Annotated in this window: 18 protein-coding genes; 12 read left to right on the top strand and 6 right to left on the bottom strand. The window is 63.1% G+C overall.

All coding sequences use genetic code 11. From position 1 onward, the window contains the following. Positions 1–132: 132 nt before the first annotated feature. Positions 133–531: an MAPEG family protein gene (locus tag ACZYOF_RS33310; RefSeq protein ID WP_130578710.1), complete on the bottom strand. Its 399-nt coding sequence runs from the start codon at positions 529–531 to the stop codon at positions 133–135. A gap of 180 nt (positions 532–711) precedes the next feature. Between ACZYOF_RS33310 and hemH the strand changes: the two genes are divergently transcribed. From hemH to ACZYOF_RS33325, 3 genes are all read left to right on the top strand, one after another. Beyond that, on the top strand, positions 712–1,746 hold the full coding sequence (gene hemH, locus ACZYOF_RS33315; RefSeq protein ID WP_463718428.1) for a ferrochelatase: 1,035 nt from the start codon (positions 712–714) through the stop codon (positions 1,744–1,746). Positions 1,747–2,064: 318 nt separating this feature from the next. Then, complete coding sequence (locus ACZYOF_RS33320) at positions 2,065–3,063, top strand: SPFH domain-containing protein (protein ID WP_130578708.1); 999 nt, start codon at positions 2,065–2,067, stop codon at positions 3,061–3,063. A 41-nt stretch (positions 3,064–3,104) separates the two neighbouring features. Then, the gene (locus ACZYOF_RS33325) at positions 3,105–3,551 is read left to right on the top strand and encodes an NfeD family protein (protein WP_463718429.1); all 447 of its coding nucleotides are present in this window, start codon (positions 3,105–3,107) and stop codon (positions 3,549–3,551) included. A gap of 63 nt (positions 3,552–3,614) precedes the next feature. Here the strand turns inward: ACZYOF_RS33325 and ACZYOF_RS33330 are convergent, their stop codons facing one another. Beyond that, positions 3,615–3,953: a winged helix-turn-helix transcriptional regulator gene (locus ACZYOF_RS33330; RefSeq protein ID WP_130578706.1), complete on the bottom strand. Its 339-nt coding sequence runs from the start codon at positions 3,951–3,953 to the stop codon at positions 3,615–3,617. A gap of 74 nt (positions 3,954–4,027) precedes the next feature. On the opposite strand from ACZYOF_RS33330, the gene ACZYOF_RS33335 reads away from it, so the two are divergent. Continuing rightward, a complete protein-coding gene (locus tag ACZYOF_RS33335; protein WP_463718430.1) occupies positions 4,028–4,567 on the top strand; it encodes a carboxymuconolactone decarboxylase family protein in 540 nt (179 codons plus the stop codon). Positions 4,568–5,452: 885 nt separating this feature from the next. Further along, complete coding sequence (locus ACZYOF_RS33340; RefSeq protein ID WP_463718431.1) at positions 5,453–6,709, top strand: aminopeptidase; 1,257 nt, start codon at positions 5,453–5,455, stop codon at positions 6,707–6,709. 166 nt (positions 6,710–6,875) lie between these two features. Here ACZYOF_RS33340 and ACZYOF_RS33345 read toward each other — a convergent pair whose 3' ends face one another. From ACZYOF_RS33345 to ACZYOF_RS33355, 3 genes are all read right to left on the bottom strand, one after another. Then, positions 6,876–7,688 carry an MBL fold metallo-hydrolase gene (locus ACZYOF_RS33345; protein WP_463718432.1) on the bottom strand — a complete coding sequence of 271 codons (813 nt, stop codon included), beginning with the start codon at positions 7,686–7,688 and terminating at the stop codon, positions 6,876–6,878. Positions 7,689–7,860: 172 nt separating this feature from the next. Continuing rightward, positions 7,861–9,384: a permease gene (locus tag ACZYOF_RS33350; protein ID WP_463718433.1), complete on the bottom strand. Its 1,524-nt coding sequence runs from the start codon at positions 9,382–9,384 to the stop codon at positions 7,861–7,863. Further along, complete coding sequence (locus tag ACZYOF_RS33355; RefSeq protein WP_463718434.1) at positions 9,381–10,133, bottom strand: ABC transporter ATP-binding protein; 753 nt, start codon at positions 10,131–10,133, stop codon at positions 9,381–9,383. Before ACZYOF_RS33355 ends, ACZYOF_RS33350 begins: the two co-directional genes overlap by 4 nt. 293 nt (positions 10,134–10,426) lie before the next feature. Here ACZYOF_RS33355 and ACZYOF_RS33360 point away from each other — a divergent pair, with 293 nt between their 5' ends. The 7 genes from ACZYOF_RS33360 (at position 10,427) to ACZYOF_RS33390 (ending at position 18,828) form a co-directional block, all read left to right on the top strand. After that, the gene (locus ACZYOF_RS33360; RefSeq protein ID WP_463718435.1) at positions 10,427–11,302 is read left to right on the top strand and encodes a branched-chain amino acid ABC transporter permease; all 876 of its coding nucleotides are present in this window, start codon (positions 10,427–10,429) and stop codon (positions 11,300–11,302) included. Positions 11,303–11,307: 5 nt separating this feature from the next. Next, complete coding sequence (locus tag ACZYOF_RS33365) at positions 11,308–12,459, top strand: branched-chain amino acid ABC transporter permease (protein WP_463718436.1); 1,152 nt, start codon at positions 11,308–11,310, stop codon at positions 12,457–12,459. Continuing rightward, positions 12,456–13,214, top strand: a complete 759-nt coding sequence (locus ACZYOF_RS33370) for an ABC transporter ATP-binding protein (protein ID WP_130578291.1) — start codon at positions 12,456–12,458, stop codon at positions 13,212–13,214. The genes ACZYOF_RS33365 and ACZYOF_RS33370 overlap by 4 nt, the downstream gene beginning before the upstream one ends. A 4-nt stretch (positions 13,215–13,218) precedes the next feature. Then, on the top strand, positions 13,219–14,007 hold the full coding sequence (locus ACZYOF_RS33375; protein ID WP_463718437.1) for an ABC transporter ATP-binding protein: 789 nt from the start codon (positions 13,219–13,221) through the stop codon (positions 14,005–14,007). Positions 14,008–14,096: 89 nt separating this feature from the next. Continuing rightward, positions 14,097–15,935, top strand: coding sequence for an AMP-dependent synthetase/ligase (locus ACZYOF_RS33380; protein WP_463718438.1), 1,839 nt, complete (start codon positions 14,097–14,099; stop codon positions 15,933–15,935). A gap of 256 nt (positions 15,936–16,191) precedes the next feature. After that, the gene (locus ACZYOF_RS33385; protein ID WP_463718439.1) at positions 16,192–17,391 is read left to right on the top strand and encodes an ABC transporter substrate-binding protein; all 1,200 of its coding nucleotides are present in this window, start codon (positions 16,192–16,194) and stop codon (positions 17,389–17,391) included. A 132-nt stretch (positions 17,392–17,523) separates the two neighbouring features. After that, a complete protein-coding gene (locus ACZYOF_RS33390) occupies positions 17,524–18,828 on the top strand; it encodes a transposase (RefSeq protein WP_282529936.1) in 1,305 nt (434 codons plus the stop codon). A gap of 128 nt (positions 18,829–18,956) precedes the next feature. On the opposite strand, the gene ACZYOF_RS33395 is transcribed toward ACZYOF_RS33390, so the two are convergent. After that, on the bottom strand, positions 18,957–19,691 hold the full coding sequence (locus ACZYOF_RS33395) for a transglutaminase-like cysteine peptidase (protein WP_463718440.1): 735 nt from the start codon (positions 19,689–19,691) through the stop codon (positions 18,957–18,959). Between the last annotated feature and the right edge of the window lie 795 nt (positions 19,692–20,486).

Genomic DNA, 20,486 nt, shown 5'->3' on the forward strand with positions numbered 1-20,486 from the left:
CCGACCCAGCCCGTAGTCCATCCCAGACATCGCTCACTCCCGCGAATCATCGTTCAACTCACGGAATCAGCGATCAAATTCCTTCGCAAGATGTGCGAATATGACAGCCGTAAGAACGGGGAGAGGGAGAACTCAGACCCTCAAATACCCCCTTATCATCGGCAGGAAGAAGATCGCGACATTGATCGTGAAGCCGATGGTCCAGAGGATCGAGCGCAGGGTCGGGCGGTTGCCGAGATAGGTGAAGACATAGGCGATCCGGACGATCAAAAACAACACCGCGAGCTCATCGATCAGCCGCAAGGGTCCGACGCGGAATTCAGCGAGCAGCACCGCGAAGGCAAAGAACGGAAACGCCTCGATCCCGTTCTGGTGGGCGCCGAGCGCGCGGGCCCGGATCGGGTCGTCGTAGAAGGCGGGATCGCGCGGGTTGGAATTGTCGAAACGGCCGCTCGCGGTCCACTTGGCGGCTGCGATCGTCAACAAATACAGCATCAGCGTTCCGAACACGCACCATTCGGCAACCGTCATGGTTCCTCCCCGCATTGCGCCGAGAGCCTAGCTAGAGAGCATGATCCGGAAAAGTGGAAACCGGTTTTCCGAAAAGATCATGCTCAAACAGAGAGATTAGATCCTGATCCGATTTCGGATCAGGATCTAACGCTCGGTTGTCTTGACAAGAATGGGGCAACGCGCGAAGCCACGGCGGTCATGACCGTGGCCGTCCCAGTCGGAAACGCGATGCCGGCAGCGCAAGCCCAGCCGGATCGCATCGGCGTGCTGCTGGTCAACCTCGGCACGCCCGACACCGCCGACGCCCCGGGCGTGCGGGTATATTTGAGGGAATTCCTCTCCGACCCGCGCGTGATCGAGGATCAGGGGCTGGTGTGGAAGCTGATCCTCAACGGCATCATCCTGCGCACGCGGCCGCGCACCAAGGCGCTCGACTACCGCAAGATCTGGAATACCGAGAAGGACGAGTCGCCGCTGAAGACGATCACACGCTCGCAGGCCGAGAAGCTTGCGGCGGCGATCGGGGAAGACCATGTCGTGGTCGATTGGGCGATGCGCTATGGCAATCCCTCGATCCGGGCGGGGATCGAGGCCCTGACGGCGCGGGGCTGCAACCGGCTGTTGGTGGTGCCGCTCTATCCGCAATATTCCGCCGCGACATCGGCGACCGTCTGCGACGAAGCGTTCCGGGTGCTCTCAAGTTTGCGCGCGCAGCCGACCTTGCGGGTGTCCTCGCCGTACTATGACGATCCCGTCTATATCGATGCGCTGGCGGTTTCGATCAACGCGCATCTGGCGACGCTGCCGTTCGAGCCGGAATTGATCCTGGCGTCCTTCCACGGCATGCCGCAGAAATATGTCGACCAGGGCGATCCTTATTTCTCCCAGTGCGTCGCAACGACGGAAAGCCTGCGCAATTGCCTCGGGCTCGATGCCTCCCGGCTGATGCTCACCTTCCAGTCGCGCTTCGGCAACGATGTGTGGCTGCAGCCCTATACCGACAAGACCGTCGAAAAGCTCGCCAAGGATGGCGTGCGGCGAATTGCCGTCGTCACGCCCGGCTTCTCCGCCGACTGCCTGGAGACTCTGGAAGAGATCGCGCAGGAGAACGCGCACATCTTTAAGCAAAACGGCGGCGAGCAGTTTGCGGCGATTCCCTGCCTGAACGACAGCGAGCCCGGCATGGACGTGATCCGCCAGCTCGTGCTGCGCGAACTTCAGGGCTGGATCTGACGTCGGCCCGTAGCCCCGTAGCCCGGGTGGAGCCAACGGGTCGCGCGAACGCGCGCCCGATGACAGGCTCCACGCAACCCCGGGGCCAGTCGCAAACGCGGATGCAGATGTCCCGGGTTACGCGTTCGCTTCACCCGGGCTACGGAAACGCGCATCCGCGTGACGGGCCCACACATCATTTACGTTCACAGGCTATATCTGGCAGCCTCGCGAACCGCTCCTTAACTATGTGTCAACCAACAGCCGGCTGAACCGGCGCCGCGGTTTTGCAGACCAAATGCAGGGCCGCGCCGGCTTTCGCCGGTCTTGGAGGACTTTATGAGTGGTTTCGACATTTTCGCCATCGCCCTTGTTCTGCTCGTCATCGTCACGCTGTTCGCCGGCGTCAAGACCGTCCCGCAGGGCTACGGCTGGACCATCGAGCGCTTCGGCAAATACACCCGCACGTTGCTCCCCGGCCTCAATCTCATCGTGCCCTATTTCGATCGCATCGGGCGCAAGATAAACATGATGGAGCAGGTGATCGAAATCCCGGAGCAGGAGGTGATCACCAAGGACAACGCCACCGTCACCGCTGATGGCGTTGCCTTCTTCCAGGTGTTCGACGCCGCGAAGGCGAGCTACGAGGTCGCCAATTTGCACCAGGCGATCACGGTGCTGACCATGACCAACATCCGCTCGGTGATGGGTTCGATGGACCTCGATCAGGTGCTGTCGCATCGCGACGAGATCAACGAGCGGCTCTTGCGCGTCGTCGACGCCGCGGTCTCGCCCTGGGGCGTCAAGGTAAACCGTATCGAGATCAAGGACATCGTACCGCCGGCGGACCTCGTGGAGGCGATGGGCCGGCAGATGAAGGCCGAGCGCGTCAAGCGCGCCGACATCCTGCAAGCGGAAGGCCAGCGGCAATCGGAAATCCTGCGCGCCGAGGGCGCCAAGCAGGGACAGATCCTGCAGGCCGAAGGCCGCCGCGAAGCCGCCTTCCGCGACGCCGAAGCGCGTGAGCGCTTGGCGGAGGCTGAGGCGAAGGCAACGCAGATGGTGTCCGAAGCGATCGCCAGGGGCGACGTTGCCGCACTCAACTATTTCATCGCCGACAAGTACATCAAGGCATTCGGGCAATTGGCTGATTCGCCGAACCAGAAGATCGTGATGCTGCCGATCGAGGCAACGAGCGTGCTGGGCTCGCTTGCCGGCATCGGCGAGATCGCACGCGCCACCTTCGGTGAAAGCACGGCTTCGGCGGCCGCCGCCGCGCGCCGCTCCTCGGTGCCGCCGACTGGGCCAACCCCGCCCCCGGTCGCGCCGCAGCGATGAGGGCGTGCTAGCATTGCGCCTGCGGAATTAGAGATCGTGTCATGACCGAGATGTTTTCGACACTGGGTACCTGGAACTGGCTGATCTTCGGCTTCATCCTGATGGCGCTGGAGTTGGCGGCGCCCGGCGTATTCCTGTTCTGGCTCGGGCTGTCAGCGCTCCTGGTCGGGCTGGTGTCGTTCGTCATCAATCCGGTTTGGCAGACGCAGTTCCTGATGTTCGCCGCGTTCGCGGTCGCCGCTGTGCCGGCATGGCGGCACTTTGCCAAGAGCGGGGCCTCGGCAAGCGCGAGCAGCCCGTTCCTCAACCGGCGCACCGAAGCCCTGATCGGCCGCGAGTTCACGCTGGAGAAGCCGATCATCGACGGCTCAGGCACGGTGCGGATCGATGACACGATCTGGCGCGTCGCCGGCCCCGACGCCCCGGCCGGCAGCCGCGTCAAGGTGATCCGCGCCGACGGCGCCAGCCTGACGGTGGCGGCGGCGTAGCTCGGTCTCTTCACCTCTCCCTTCGGAGGGGATGTTTCCGAGCGTGCGGCACTGACCGTCGATTCACCCTTGGCGCTTGGTCCACTGCTCGGCGAAGCGGTGCAGCGGCAGGAAAGTTTCGAACAGCTCTCGTCCGAGCGCAGTGAGAGTGTACCCTTCGCCCGAAGCGAGTTCGACAAATCCGGCCTCGCGCAATTCGGTCAGCCGTGTCTGCAGGATGGTCGGGGACGCCTGGTCGCAGACCTCGCGCAAGGCGCGTGAGGTGAGGGCGCCGTCACGCAATTCCCAGATGATCCGCAAGGTCCAGCGCCGGCCCAACAGGTCGAGCAGCGCCATGATCGGCCGGCCGGTTCGGGAGCCGCGGACCGAGCGCTTTCCGGCGACTGAGGGGGACTTCGGCATCGCTGTTTCCTGCTTGCGTCTTGCTACAGATATTGTAGCGTGTTGCTACGTTTATTGTAGCAGAGGAGCCGGCCATGTCACGGATCGCCCCGCTCGAGCCGCCCTATGCGGTCGAACTGAAGGAGCAGTTCGACCGCATCATGCGCGGCGCGCCGCCGCTTCTGTTGTTTCGTGTGATCGCAAGCCAGGACCGCGCCTGGCAGAAATTCACCGCCGGCAGCCTCTTGGATCGCGGTCCACTGAGCTTGCGGGAGCGCGAGATCGTCCTCGACCGCACCTGCGCGCTGACCGGCTGCGAATATGAATGGGGCGTCCATATCGCAACCTTCGCCGACGCCGCATCGCTGACCGAACCGCAGGTCCGCGCCACCGTGCACGGCGAGGCCGATGATCCCTGCTGGTCGCCGGCCGAGCAGGCGCTGATCGCCGCCGTCGACGCGCTGCATCACCGCGCAACGCTGAGCGACGCCGAATTCGCGGCGCTGTCGGCGCATTATGATGACGCAAAGATACTGGAGATCATGCTGCTCTGCGGCTTCTATCGCACGGTCTCCTACATCGCGAACGGCCTGTCGTTGCCGCTGGAGGCGAAGGCCGCGCGGTTTCCGCAATAACGACGGCGTCGTTGCGGACAAGACGGTGTCACCACCCTTCGTCATTCCGGGGCGCGCCCCTTGGCGCGAGCCCGGAATCCATCGGGCCACAAGTGTCGCGGAGTAATGGATTCCGGGCTCGATGCTTCGCATCGCCCCGGAATGACTGTCCCCGTCATTGCGAGCCAACGGGTCGCGCGAACGCGCGCCCCGTTGGCTCGCAATGACGATGTGGATGCTTTGGGTGCGACATAACAACCCGACGGGCAAATCAGCAAAAGTCTGTCCAGCCCTCGCGCGAAAAACATTCCGCTTTCGCCGTCGGGCAAATCAGTGATTTAACTCCGCGCGTCTCACCCAAGAGAGGGGCGGGTCGCGATCGTCACGAACGTTGCGGTGAGATGCGGTGGACGAGAGTGTCACGACTGACGAGCGTGGTACTCGCGGACGGCGAAGTCGTGTGGTCCTGGCGCCCCGACGCTGGCGCTAAGTCTTTTGCGCGAACAAGTTCGCGCGAGAGACGACGGTGGCAAGAAAGCCCGGTCACCGGGGAGAGCACGAAATAAGCCGTAACACCATCGCGCAGGGAAAGCCGGAATGCTTCGGTTGAACCTGTGGTCCTACCCCCGTGCTTTTTGTTGCACGGGGCCCATGGGTGCAACCGGCACCCGGCTTTCCCTGCGCCCTCTGTTATCGAGGAGGGTAACAATCATGCAAATCTCGGGCACTCCGTGCCGCGAGAATGCGGACTCACATCCCCTCCGCTGTTTGAAATTTGAATCCCAACCTTCCCCACGTCCCGGGCTTGCATCCGAAATGGTGGACCGGTGCTGTCCCCGGTGAAACGTTGAAGGGCCCGCGCCGATCGCCTATCTCTGCTAAAGTTACCGATTTCGAGGATCCAGCATGACCGCATCCCAACGCAACCTTTCCGCCGCAATCGATCCCGAACAGCTCGACCGTCTCGCCGAAGTCGCCATCAAGGTCGGGCTCGGATTGCAGCCGGGACAGGACCTGCTCCTGACCGCGCCGTCGTCGGCGCTGCCGCTGGTGCGGCGGCTGGCGGTCCATGCCTACAAGGCCGGCGCCGGCCTGGTCACGCCGATCCTCTCCGACGAAGAGGTCACGCTGGCGCGTTATCGCCATGGCCATAATGAAGGCTTCGATCGCGCGGCGAACTGGCTCTACGAGGGCATGGCAAAGGCATTCTCGGCCAACACCGCGCGGCTGGCGGTGGTTGGCGATAACCCGATGCTGCTGTCGGGCGAGGATCCGACCAAGGTCGCGCGCGCCAGCAAGGCCAATTCGGTCGCCTATCAGCCGGCGCTGGAGAAGATCGTCAATTTCGAGGTCAATTGGAACATTATCGCCTATCCCAGCGCCTCCTGGGCCAAGCGGGTTTTTCCTGACGATCCCCTGGAGACCGCGGTGGCAAAGCTGGCGGATGCGATCTTTGCGGCGTCCCGCGTCGACCAGGACGGTGCGGTCGCCGCCTGGGAGAAGCATAACGCGGTATTGCGTGAGCGGACCCAATGGCTCAACGGCCAGCGTTTCCACGCGCTGCATTACACCGGTCCCGGCACAGATCTTACGATCGGGCTCGCCGACGGCCATGAATGGGAAGGCGGCGCCTCGACTGCCAAGAACGGCGTCACCTGCAACGCCAACATCCCGACGGAAGAGGTTTTCACCACCCCGCATTGCCGCCGCGTCAACGGTCACGTCGTGAGCTCGAAGCCGCTGTCCTATCAGGGCACCTTGATCGACAATATCCAGGTCAAGTTCGAGGAAGGTCGGATCGTCGAGGCCAAGGCCTCGTGCGGCGAGGAAGTGTTGAAGAAGGTGCTCGATACCGACGAGGGCGCGCGCCGCCTCGGCGAGGTCGCCCTCGTGCCGCACTCCTCACCGATCTCCAAGAGCGGATTGCTGTTCTTCAACACGCTGTTCGACGAGAACGCCGCCTCCCATATCGCGCTCGGCCAGTGCTATTCGAAATGCTTCATCGACGGCGACAAGCTGACGCCGCAGCAGATCGCAGCCCAGGGCGGCAACCAGAGCCTGATCCATATCGACTGGATGATCGGCTCCGGCCAGACCGATATCGACGGCGTCAGGACCGACGGCAGCCGCGTACCAGTCTTCCGCAACGGCGAGTGGGCGTAAGCGAGTATCCTCCCTCTCCCCGCCCTTTGCGGGGAGAGGGTCGGGGAGAGGGGCTCTCTCCGCAAACACAACGACAGCGATCTTCGCGGAGGCTCCCCCACACCCGAAATTCAAGCGGAGCTTGAATTTCGACCTCTCCCCGCGAGCGGGGCGAGGTGAAGTCCGACTACACGCCGTCGAGGATGATCACGGTCGGCGTCGACGGCAGCGTGTCGCGCGAAATCCTCAGCGTCCGCTCGCTGCGCTGGTCGATCTCGAACTGCTGGCCGATCAGGCGCATGAACTCGTCGAGCGGGGTGGCGAAGCGGTGCATCGGCAAGACCACGGCAGCGCGCAATCGCTTGGTGATTTCGGAGACGCCGGCAAGCGACATGGTGTAGGTGCCGTCGATCGGTGCCATCACGATGTCGAGCCGGCCGATCGCGGCGAAATGGCTCTCGTCGAGCTTGTGGTGCAAATGGCCGAGATGGCCGATGCAGAGGCCGGCGACCTCGAAGATGAAGATCGAGTTGCCGTCCTTGATCATGTCGCCACCGGAATCGTCGCCATAGGTGCGGCGGATGTCGGTGGTGACGTTGCGGATGAAGACGTCGCCGATCCGCATCGCGTAATGGGCAGGCTGTCCGTTCTCGCCCCAGCCTTGCAGCACATGCGGGATCTTCGGGTCGGGAAACAGCGTGTAATGCGTGCTGTGCGCCCGGTTCATGGTGACGACATCGGGCAGGCGTCCGGTGCGGTAGGCGCCATTGTAGTCGGTCGCGATCCGGATGCCGCCGGGGGTATCGATGTAATAGGTGGAATGCCCGGCATAGGTGATCGCGACCTCGTCGGCCTTGGCGACGCGGCGCAGGCTGACCGGCGTCGCGCGCGGCGGCGCATTGGCCATCGCCAGGCATTCGCTGCGCTGGGCATCCTGCCCATGGGCCGCGATGCTGAGGAAGCTGAGCAGGGCAAAGGCGGCGAGGATCGATCGCAACATGGGCAGGGTCCGTCGGCGGTGACGTCGCGCCACTCTATCGCCGAATTCCGCAGCCGTCATCGGGCTTGCCGGCGCAGCCTATGTCCGTCATTGCGAGCGGAGCGAAGCAATCCATGCCTCCACGCGCGGGCGCGACGGATTGCTTCGCTTCGCTCGCAATGACGTCAGTAGATCACTCCTGCCGCGGGCTGATCTTCCAGGTCGTGGCGAGCACCATCAGTGTCATGGCGCCGGTGATGACGGCCGCGATCGGCATTGCCAGCGCGAGCGCCGATGTGGCCGCCCAGCCGATCGAGCAGAAGGCTTCCGCGAAGGTGGCGACGCGCGAGGAGGTTTGGCGGCGGCGGAACTGGCTGCGCTTGGCCTGCACGCGGAACCAGAGCTGGATCGCGGCCGCCGAGATCGTGGCGATGGTCACGCCGAGCACTGTGACGACAGCCTGGAGCGCCGAGGCGAACGCCAGCGCGATGACGAACGGCGCGACCACGAGCGCGATCGACAGCAGCACGACTTCGATCTTGGCGCGGATCACCTGGGACGGCGACAGCGGCGCGGTTGCGACCAGGTCGGCGGCGTCCTCGCCCGATATCGTCAGCCAGGCGAGGCCGCCGGCGAGCTGGCCCGCCGCCATCACGATGACAGGCGTGATCAGCATCAGGCCGGCGGAGCCATCGGAAAAGCTCCGCCATAGCATCAGCGCCGGCGGCACGAGGTAGAGCAGTTGCATCAGGCTTTGCGACAGCAGCCAGGGGTCGCGCCGCAGCAGCACGAACTCCTTCCAGCGCAGCGCCTGCTGGCGCGAGCCGCGCTGGAATGTCCGCACCTTGGCCGTTCGGCTGGCCATCGCCGGGTTCGCCGAGATGCTGATGATGGTGTCGGCAAAGCGCGGCGAGAAGATTGCTACCACCAAGCCGAGCAGAGCGAGGCTGAAGGCGAGCAGGAGCGAGAGCGCCTCGCCGTCGCCGAGCATGGCGCGGGCCGGCCACCACAGCATGCTGCTGGCATCAGGTGCGAAGCCAGCCACGGTATCGGAGGTCAGTACGGCGAAGCGGGACAGGCTGCCGTAAGAGAGGATCGCGGCGATCTGCAGCGCGATGACGAAGCCGGCGCCGATGATCGCGGCCAGCACTTGCGCCACCAGCCGGGTGCGGCGCGGGCCGATCAGCCGGAACAGCGCCACCGTGAGGGCGGTGGCGACCGCCGCGGCCGAAAGGCCGATCGCGATGACGACGCCAATGGCGGCAAGCCAACGCGGTCCGCCGCCGATCACCAGCACGTCGACGAAGGGCGTCGAGAACAACAGCGCCATGCCGGTGACCTGCAGCGCTATCGCGGCGATGCGGACCGAGAAGATGTTTGTCAGTCTGACCGGCGACGACATGATCAAATCGAGGTCGGTGCGGGCGTAAAACACCCGCGTCACGGATTCGACCGCCTGCGAGAGCATGAGCGCCCAGGCGAGGAAGATCGTCGACGACATCACGATCAGCGCCGACTTGTCGAGCGGCAGCGTCAGGTTGGCAAAACGGCCGACCACCGCATAGGCCGGCAAATGCAGGATGGCGGCGAAAATGACGAGGCCGATCACCGCGCGTTTCTGCCGGCGCCGGCCGCCCGTCATCATCGCCAGCCATTCGCGCCAGGCGAGCCGGATCTCGTGCCGGGCGAACCAGGTGAGATCGGCGGCCGAACTCATGCGGCGGCCGCCTCGGTCTCGACCAGGGCAATGAAGGCGTCTTCGAGGCTGGTGTCGTTGCGGCCATTGCGCTGGCGCAGTTCTGCGAGCGTGCCTTCGGCCACGAGCCTGCCCTTCGCGATGACGCCGATGCGGTCGGCCATGCGTTCGGCGACTTCAAGGATGTGCGTGGTCATGATCACGGTCGAGCCGGCGCGCACGCGCTCCTGCAACAGGCCCTTGACGTGGCGGGCGGAGAGCGCGTCGAGGCCAGTCAACGGCTCGTCGAGGATGATCAGGCGCGGATCGTGGACCAGTGCACCCGCGAGCGCCACCTTCTGGCGCATGCCTTTGGAAAACCCCTCGCAGCGCTCGTGCAGATGCGGCTCGAGCCCGAGCGAGACCAGGAGGTCCTGGGCTGAGCGTTCGGAAAGGCGGGGATCGATGCCCCAGAGGCCGGCGACGAATTCGAGATATTCGAGGGGGGTGAGCTTGTCGTAAATCATCGGCTCATCCGAGACCCAGGCCATGATCTGCTTGGCGGCGATCGGATCGGACAGGGCGTCGATGCCGAAGATCGAGACCGAGCCGGCATCGGGCTTGAGCAGGCCGGCGACCATCCGCAGCGTCGTGGTCTTGCCGGCGCCGTTCGGCCCGAGCAGCGCGTAGAATTCGCCGGCCCGCACGGTCAGATCGAGCGCGTCGACCGCCGGCCGGTCGAAACGCTTGGTTAACCCTCGCACTCCGAGTGCTGGCGGATCGGATGGCATGATGTGGGGACGGTCCAGGTTGATGTCTGGTTGCGGACCATGGGCCAAGAAGCGTTTCGGCGCGGTGAATCGGAGGCCGCAAATCGCCGGCAATGCCGGAGAACTACGGGCTGCGGCATTTCTGCGCTATTATGCCAGGTGGCGGGCGCAGCGCTTTGTTGACAGCGCTTCCCGCTTTGCGCTCAAATCGTCACCGGACACATGCAGCTTCCAGCGCTCCCGAAAAGAGGAGGGCGGAAGCGGGATGCAACGAGCAATCATTAAGAATTGCCGTGCATCGGGGAGGGAAAACGATGCTGGACTTTGTTCAGCAGCTCGTGAGCGGCATTGCGCTTGGCTGCGTCTACGGCCTGATCGCGCTCGGCTTCGTGCTCGTTTACAAGGCAACCGAGGTCGTCAATTTCGCCCAGGGCGATTTGATGATGCTGGGCGGCTTTTTCGCCTTCACCTTCATCGGCATGCTCGGCCTCAATTACTGGATTGGCTTTGCCGGCGCGGTGGCGGCGATGGCGCTGTTCGGCATGCTGGCGGAGCGGCTGGTGGTGCGGCCGATCCTTGGCTATCCGCAGTTCTCCATCATCATGGCGACCATCGGGCTCGGCTATTTCCTGCGCTCGGTCGCCGGCATCATCTGGGGCACCGACGACTTCAAGATCGAGACGCCGTTCAGCCAGGGCGTCCTGCGCATCGGCAGCCTCGTGCTCGCCTACGATAAGCTGTCGGTGATCGCGGCGACAATCATCCTGTGCGCGCTGCTCTATCTGTTCTTCAACCGTACCACGCTCGGCACCGCGATGCGGGCGAGCTCGGAGAACATGCTGGCCGCCTATTACATGGGCATCCCGGTCAAGCGCGTGGTCTCGATCGTGTGGGCGATCTCGGCGGCGGTCGCCACCTGCGCCGGCGTGCTGCTGGCGCCGATCACCTTCGTCCATTCGAATGTCGGCCTGGTGCTGGGATTGAAGGCGTTTCCGGCCGCCGTCCTTGGCGGCTTCGGATCGATCCCTGGTGCTGTGGTCGGTGGCGTGCTGATCGGGGTAATCGAGAGTATGGCCGGCTTCTACCTGCCGCAAGGATGGAAGGATGTCGCGCCCTACATCGTGCTGCTCGCGGTGCTGCTGCTGAAGCCCGAAGGCCTGTTCGGCCTTCACGTGCGCAAGAAGGTTTGAGCAGCATGCGGTTCCTGTTCAAGACCGACTACGAAGACGACATCAAGCTATTCCCGCATTCGGGTTACATCTTCTCCTATGGCCTGTTGCTGGCGTTGCTCCTGATCGCGCCCTACGTGCTCTCGAGCTATCTGATGAGCCAGGTCGTCTTCGTCTGCATCTATGCGACGGTCGGCGTGGGACTTTTGATCCTCACCGGCTTCACGGGGCAGGCATCGCTGGGGCACGCGGCCTTTCTCGCGATCGGCGCCTACACCGCCGCCTATCTGCAGCAGTTCAATGTGCCCTTTCCGGTCTATTTCCTGGCCGCGGGGCTGTTGACCGGCGTGGTCGGCGCGCTCGTCGGATTCCCGGCACTCCGGCTGCAGGGCATTTATCTCGTCATCGCCACCATCTCCTTTGCCTTCATCGTCGAGGAAATCCTGGCGCGCTGGGAGAGCGTGACCCATGGCAATGAGGGCATGCGGGTCAAGACGCTCTATTTCCTCGGCGCCGCGGTGCCCCGCGACGGGCCGACCTTCTACTATCTCTGCCTGGCCGTGCTGGTGCTGACCATCGTCGGCTCGCTCAACCTGCTGCGCTCGCCGACCGGCCGCGCCTTCGTCGCGATCCGCGACAGCGAGACAGCTGCCCGCAGCATCGGCATCAACGTTTCGCTCTACAAGGTGAAGTCGTTTGCGATCAGCGCCGCCATCACCGGCTTTGCCGGCGTGCTGTTCGCGCACAAACTCTCCTTCATCAGCCCGGAGATGTTCACGCTCCAGCTCTCGATCGAGTTCATCATCGTGATCCTGATCGGCGGCACCTTCAGCCTGCATGGTGCGGTGCTGGGCGCGATCTTCCTGGTGATGATCGATCCGTTCCTGACCTACCTGAAGGACGACATGCCCGGCGTGATCGCGGGCCTCGCCGCGACGCTTGGCGCCGGCCAGGAGCGCGCGGCGCATATCCAGGACGCGGTCGCGGCCTTTGCCTCCGCCAACGGCCTGAAGGGCGCGATCTACGGCATCATCATCGTGCTGTTCGTGCTGTTCGAGCCGCTCGGCCTTTACGGCCGCTGGCTCAAGATAAAGCTCTTCTTCCGGCTGTTCCCGCTCTACAAGCGCGCCACCTTCAAGCGGCAGAAGATCTATGTGAAATCGGAGCGGAATCGATGAGCTATTTCCGCGCCGAGAATCTTTCGCTTCACTTCGGCGGCCTCAAGGCGGTCGATGCCGTCAGCTTCGCGGTCGAGAAGGGCGAGATCCTCTCGATCATCGGGCCGAACGGCGCAGGAAAAAGCTCGATCTTCAACCTGATCTCGCGCATCTACCCAACGACTTCGGGAAAGATCTTCTTCGAGGATCAGGACATCACCGAGCAGCCAGCCTATGACATCGCCAAGCTCGGCATTGCCCGCACCTTCCAGAACATCGAATTGTTCGAGAATGCGACGGTGCTTTCCAATCTGTTGGTCGGCCGTCATCGCCACTCCACTACGCAGCTCTGGCAAGAACTATTGTTCCTGCCGAGCGTTCGAGCGGCCGAGAAGGTGCATCGCCGCCGCGTCGAACAGGTGATCGAGTTCCTCGATCTCGAACCCTATCGCGACAAGCTGATCTCGGGGCTTCCTTACGGCGTGCGCAAGGTGATCGAGCTGGCCCGCGCGCTGTGCTCGGAGCCGAAGCTGATCCTGCTGGACGAGCCATCGTCGGGGCTGAATGTGGAGGAAACCGATGACATGTCGTTCTGGATCCGCGACATGAAATCCGAGCTCGGCATCACCGTTTTGATGGTCGAGCACGACATGACCTTGGTGAACCGCGTCTCCGACCGCGTCATCGCGCTGAACTACGGCAGGGTGCTTGCGATGGGCTCGCCTGCGGAAGTGCAGCAGCATCCCGACGTCGTCGCGGCCTATCTCGGAGCGTGAGGCCATGATCGCCACCGTCGTGCCCGAGACCATCCTGAAGCTCAGCAATATCGAGAGCTATTACGGGCCGATCATGGCCATCAGAGGCATCAGCCTGGAAGTACCGCGCGGCAGGATCGTCACGCTGTTGGGCGCCAACGGCGCCGGCAAAACCACCGTGCTGAAGACGATTTCCGGCATCCTCGATCCGCAGAAGGGCTCGATCGAATTCCTCGGCAAACCGATCCAGCGCATGGAAGCCGACAAGATCGTGCGGCTGGGCTTGAGCCACGTGCCGGAAGGGCGGGAGGTGTTTCCGTTCCTGTCGGTGCGCGAGAACCTGATGATGGGCGCCTATCCGCGCAGCGACCGCGACGGCGTCGCCGAGGACTTGAACCGCGTCTACGGCTATTTCCCGCGGCTGAAGGAGCGGATCGACCAGCCGGCCGGCCAGCTCTCCGGCGGCGAGCAGCAGATGCTTGCGATCGGCCGGGCCCTGATGAACCGGCCGACGCTGCTGCTGCTCGACGAACCATCGCTCGGGCTGTCGCCGATCCTGGTGAAGGAGATTTTCACTATTATCCGCCGGGTCAATGAAGAGCAGGGCATGTCGATCCTCCTGGTCGAGCAGAACGCCAAGGTCGCGCTGGAGACGGCGCATTATGGCTATGTGCTGGAGATCGGCCGGATCGTGATGAACGACACCTGCGAGCGATTGATGCATTCCAAGGATATCCAGGAGTTCTATCTCGGCGCCAAGGAGGCGGGTGCGCGGGGGGAGCGACGTTGGAAAAAGAAGAAAACATGGCGTTGAGAGGGACTTGGCGGTAGATTGAAGCCCTGTCGCGAAAAGATCGGTGCAAAGCCGGCGATCGCGACGGGCGAGGAGAGGAGGGAACGGGCATGGCCGGACCGGCGGTGCTGACGGTCGCCGACACGATCGCGAGGAGCTTTGTGCTGGCGGTGGAGACGCGCGGCGACAGACCCGCGATCCGCGAGAAGAAATTCGGCATCTGGCAGCCGACGAGCTGGCGCGAGTGGCTGCAGATCTCCAAGGACATCGCCTACGGCTTGCATGCCATCGGCTTCCGCCCCGATGATGTCGCCTCCATCATCGCGAACGCGGTGCCGGAATGGGTCTATGCCGATATGGGCATCCTCTGCGCCGGCGGCGTCTCCTCGGGCATCTATCCGACAGACTCGCCGGTCCAGGTCGAGTATCTCATCAACGATTCCAGCACCCGCGTGGTCTTCGCGGAAGACGAGGAGCAGCTTGACAAGCTGCTTGCCTGCCGCTCGCGCTGCCCGACGCTGGAGCGGATCGTGGTCTTCGACATGGAGGGCCTGAGCGGCTTCTCCGATCCCATGGTGATGTCGCTTGCCGAGTTCACCGCGCTGGGCCGCAATCATGCGCAGGACAATGAGGCGCTGTGGGACGAGATGATCGGAAGCAGGACTAGCGGCGATCTCGCGATCCTCGTCTATACCTCCGGCACCACAGGTCCGCCGAAGGGTGCGATGCATGCCAACCGCAGCGTGACGCATCAGATGCGCCACGCCAACGACCTCTTCCCGTCGACCGACCACGAGGAGCGGCTGGTGTTCCTGCCGCTCTGCCATGTCGCCGAGCGCGTCGGTGGCTATTACATCTCGGTCGCGCTGGGATCGGTGATGAATTTCGCCGAGAGCCCCGAGACCGTGCCGGACAATCTGCGCGAAGTGCAGCCGACCGCCTTCCTCGCCGTGCCCAGGGTGTGGGAGAAATTCTACTCCGGCATCACGATCGCGCTGAAGGATGCGACCCCGTTCCAGAATTGGGTCTACCGCCGCGCGATGGCGATTGGCTATCGTATGACCGACTATCGGCTGCAGGGCGAGCAACCGCCGCTGTCGCTACGCTTTGCCAACCGACTGGCCTACTGGCTGGTGTTCCGCAACATCCGCCGCATGCTCGGGCTCGACCGTTGCCGGATCGCGCTCACCGGCGCCGCGCCGATCGCGCCCGATCTGATCCGCTGGTATCTCGCGCTCGGAATCGACATGCGCGAGGTCTATGGCCAGACCGAGAATTGCGGGGTCGCCACCATCATGCCGACCGAACGCATCAAGCTCGGCTCGGTCGGCAAGGCCGCGCCCTGGGGCGAGGTGATGATCTGCCCGAAGGGCGAGATCCTGATCCGCGGCGACTTCCTGTTCATGGGTTATCTCAACCAACCCGAGAAGACCGTCGAGACCATCGATGCCAGGGGCTGGCTGCATACCGGCGATGTCGGCACGATCGACAACGAGGGCTACGTCAAGATCACCGACCGGATGAAGGACATCATCATCACCTCCGGCGGCAAGAACATCACGCCCTCGGAAATCGAGAATCAGCTCAAATTCTCGCCCTATGTTTCGGACGCGGTGGTGATCGGCGACAAGCGGCCGTACCTCACCTGCCTTGTGATGATCGACCAGGAGAATGTCGAGAAATACGCCCAGGACCACGACATCCCCTTCACCAATTATGCGAGCCTGTGCCGTGCGCCGGAGATCCAGGGTCTGATCCACCGCGAGATCGAGGCCGTGAATGCCAATTTCGCGCGCGTCGAGACCATCAGGAAATTCTATCTGATCGAACGCCAGCTCACGCCCGAGGACGAGGAACTGACGCCGACCATGAAGCTGAAGCGCAGCTTCGTGAACAAGCGTTACGCCGCCGAGATCGAGGCGATGTACAGCGAGCGCGCGGTTGCTTAGGGACGACTTATTGCTCCCTCTCCCCGTTCTTACGGGGCCGAGACGAGCAGAGCTCGCTCTGAGAGGGTTGGGGTGAGGGGCTCTCTCCGCGAACACGGTGACAAACGGACTCGCGGAAGCTCCCCCTCACCCGAAATTCAAGCTGCGCTTGAATTTCGACCTCTCCCCGCAAGCGGGGCGAGGTCAAGAGAAAGGCGAGGGAGCCCAAACAGGCCCGGTCCTTCGCTCGATATGGGCCATGGAGAGGAGGATCATTATGTCGAAAGCGTTCAAGGCATTTTGCCTTGCGGTGGGCGCGCTGGCGCTGACCCACCTGCCGGCGTCAGCGCAAACCAAGGTCACCAATGAAGGCATCTCGGCGAACGAGATCGTCATCGGCACCCATCAGGACCTGTCCGGCCCGATCAAGGTCTGGGGCGTGCCGGTCTCCAACGGCATGAAGTTGGCGGTGGAGGAGATCAACGCGAGCGGCGGCATCAACGGCCGCAAGATCAAAATGATCCTTGAGGACAATGGCTACGATCCGAAGAAGGCGGTGCTGGCCTCGCAGAAGATGGTCGAGCGCGACAAGATCTTCGCGATGATCGGCCCGATGGGCTCGCCGACCGTCTTGGCCGCGCAGGACGTGCTGTTCGATGCCGGCGTGCTCCAGCTCTTCCCGCTGACGGCGGCCGAATTCACCTTCAAGTTCGATCCGAGCAAGCCGCAGGAGCGGCTGAAGTTCAACAACCTGCTGCCTTATGTCGAGAGCACGCGCGCCGCGCTCAAATACATGGTGGAGCAGAAGAACCCGAAGAAGCCCTGCATCATGCATCAGGATGACGAGTACGGCAAAAACGTGCTCGACGGCTTCACCCAGCAGCTCGCAGCGATGAAGCTGCAGCCGGCCTCGATCACCAGCTACAAGCGCGGCGCCTCCGACTTCAGCGCCCAGGTCGCCAAGATGAAGGCCGACGGCTGCGACCTTGTCGTGCTCGGCACCGTGATCCGCGAGACCATCGGCGCGATGAACGAGGCGAAGAAGCTCGGCTGGGACGTGACCTTCCTCGGCGCGACGCCGACCAACGTGCTCGAAGTGCCGGCGCTCGGCAAGGAAGCGGTGGAGGGTCTCTATGCGGCGTCCGGCTTCGAGATCCCCTATGAGGACACCGCCAAGGGCAAAGTGAAGGATTGGCTCGCCAACTACAAAAAGATGTTCGGCACCGACGCCAACACGCAGGCGATCATCGGCTACAACGCGGTGATGACGTTCGCCTTCTATGCGCAGAAGGCGGGTAAGGATCTGACCGGCCAGAAGATGCTGGATTCGCTTGAATCGGGCGAAAAGTTCCTCGACATCTTCAATTCGCCGCCGACCAAGTTCTCCAGCAACGACCACCTCGCCAACACCATCACGCAGGTGCAGCAGATCAAGAACGGCCGCTGGGTGCTGACGAAGGATAGTCTGTCGTTCTGAGTATCGCCGTCATTGCGAGCGAAGCGAAGCAATCCATGCTGCCACGTTCGGAGAGATGGATTGCTTCGACGGGCCTGTCATTTTTTTGGTGATGCGGTGTGATTCATTGCGTGGATCGATTCGGAGCGCGTGATGGACGTTCGCATTCGGCAGGCAGAGCGTAGCCAGCCTGGCTTTGAACTGGTTGACCTTGAGAGCCTGGTGGTTGACGAGCACCCGGTGCGGGCAGTTTGGTCTTTCGTTGAAGGCTTGGACCTTCAATGTTTTTACGACCGCATCAAGGCGCGGGGCGAGGCGCCGGGCCGCCCGGCGACCGACCCGCGCATTCTGCTTGCCCTTTGGCTGTACGCGACGGCCGACGGGATTGGGGCCGCCCGCGCGCTGGCACGGCTGTGCGAGCATCATACGATCTATCGCTGGATTTGCGGCGGGGTCGGGGTGAACCACACGATGCTGTCGGAGTTCCGTCTGGACAGCGGCGAGTTCCTCGATCGCCTTCTGACAAACAGTCTGGCGGCTTTGATGAAGCAAGGCCTGATTACGCTGGATGAAGTTATCACTGACGGCACCAAGGTCAGGGCCGCGGCGAGCCGTTCGTCGATGCGGCGCAGGCAAACCCTCACTGAGCTGGAAGAGAAGGCCCGCATCCGAGTTGCCGAGTTGAAGCAGGAATTGGAGGCCGATTCTGCGGCGGGTGAACGGCGGCTGTTGAGGCGTCGCCTCTCTGCGGCCGAAGACCGCGCCCGTCGTGTCGCAGCAGCGCTGGCCAAGCCTCCTGCAACTGCGAAGGAAGAGACGGAGCAGACCAAGGGGGACGAGCCGCCTGCCGGAGGCAAAGGCGGCAAGCATCCCAAGCAAGAGCGTGTCTCGACGACCGATCCGGATGCGCCGCTGATGAAGATGGCGGACGGCGCTGTACGGCCTGCCTATAATGTGCAAGTGGCGAGTGCCTGCGGCTTCGTGGTCGCGATCGAGCCGGTGCAGCGGCGCAATGACCGCGGTCTGGCGCCAGCGATGGTGGCGCAGGTCGAACAGCGTTGCGGCAAGCTGCCGGATCGACTGCTGGCCGATATCGGCGCGATGACCGCGGCTGACATCGGCATCCTTGCGCAAACTCACCCTTCCGTGCAGGTGTTCAGCCCGCCACCGGCCCGCAAAGACGCCTCCAAACCAGAAAGCAAGGCGCGATACGAACGCAACCGTGCCGCCGAACCGCAATGCTTGAAAGAGTGGCGCGCCCGCATGGACAGTCCAGAAGGCCAAGCGGTCTACAAACGGCGCAGCAACACCGAGCATGTCCATGCCCGCCTGAAGAACCGCGGCTTTGGCCGCATGGTCCTGCGCGGTTTGGCCAAGGTCCGGATCGCCTGTCTGCTTCACGCTGTGACCCACAATCTCATCTGGGCCATCAGCCGCCGCGCATTGAAGACCGCCTGATGCTAACTCTACCTCGCATCCCGCGCGAGCCACCCAGCTCAAATCCATTGCTATCCAGCGCGGCCAATGAAAAACTTACAGGCCCGTCGCTTCGCTCCTCGCAATGACGGAGTCCCTTAGTCGGCCGGTTAGTGCAGCGCCGCTTCGGCCACCAGCGGCATGTCGGCATAGCGCCGGACGCCGGTCTCATCGACCACGAAAGTCGGCCGGTAGTTCCTGACGACGGTATCGGCCACCATCATCATGCGGCGGTTGTCCAGCGTCAGCCACTGGCCGTCGAGCCGGGCCGCGGTCACCGCATGATCCTCGCCGCGAAGCGTGTCATGCATGATGACGATCCGCAGGTCCTCCAGCGCCATGCCGGCCAGACGCAGCGCGACGAATTTGGCGATGGCGTAGTCCTCGCAATCGCCGGCGCCGCTCGCAAAGGTCATCAGCGGCGAAGCCCAGACGTCGATCGCGCCATATTGCACGAGGTCATCCGCGGGCCTGATCGCGAGATTGACGGCGCGGTTGACTTCACCGAGCCGGGCGCGGCCGTCTCTGGCCTTCGCGTCGTCGACGACGGCGAGGAATTTCAGCGCGGCCGGCGAGACACAGCCCTCGCGGTCGCCCTCGCACAGCGCAAGCTGCACCAGATCATCGGCGAGCCGGCGCTGCAGCCCGAGCCATTTGTCGCGCAATCCGCCCTCCGAGAGGATGGCTGTCACGCGCCCGAACGGCTCGATCGATTTCTTGATCAGGACCGCGCCCCCCGGGGACAGCAGCGTCCCCGCGCTGACCTGTGCCACCGGTGCAAGCCAAAGCAGAGCAAAGGCCAACATGAGCGCACGCAGCGCGCCCGCATAACCGAACATTCCCATCTGACACCCCCTGTCCGGATATCGGCGGCGTTCGCCAGCGCGTGACCGGATCGTTTCGTGGGAAGAGGATCGTGCGAGAGCGCTTGCGATCTGTTTAAGGAGGTGCGGACGGGCGGGAGAAATGCGGAAGACGCTGAAGCCAGTCTCGCCAAACCGTCGAAAATTTTACCGATCTTGCCAACCCCCGCGGTCGAACCTTTTCGGGGGTAACGATGTCTTATCCTTGATGTCGGCTTAATAGGCGCGCGTCCGAAGGCGGGCTGGCGCAACAACAACATCGGAAGTTCGTCGGACGCATCAGGCGGCCGGTCTTTCTGCTTATATGACTAACGGGGCAGCTTTTCCATTGATCCGTAATCTACATCACATTGGGCGCCCCAACGCTGGTGTAGGTTGGTGCGGTTGGGCGGACAGCCAGCAGTCAGAAACATCCTTCCTTCGCAATAAGTAATTGAATTCACTTCAATTTTCTGCAAATTAAATGGGGCTCCATGCGCTCTTCGGGCAACAACGCGCGCCGGATCAAATCTGCTTCGTGCCAGGCTGAAAGAAGACTTCCCGACCATGCTGCCAATGGGCCTCGCACTCGGTGTGAGTGCTTTCGCGTGGTTTCTCCTAATGATATGTGTAGGTTTGGCTAAGGAAATTTACATTTTTATTAACTATTTCGGTGCCGTCGCGAACTTGGTTGGAATTTGTCCGTCGCGAGTCTCCGGTGAACGGATGATATCTGCTCAGGCGGCAAGATCAACCGGCTGAGCAATGGGCTTGCTGGCGAGGGTCTGCCAGCCGTCG

Source organism: Bradyrhizobium sp. LeoA1Lang (assembly GCF_055413685.1).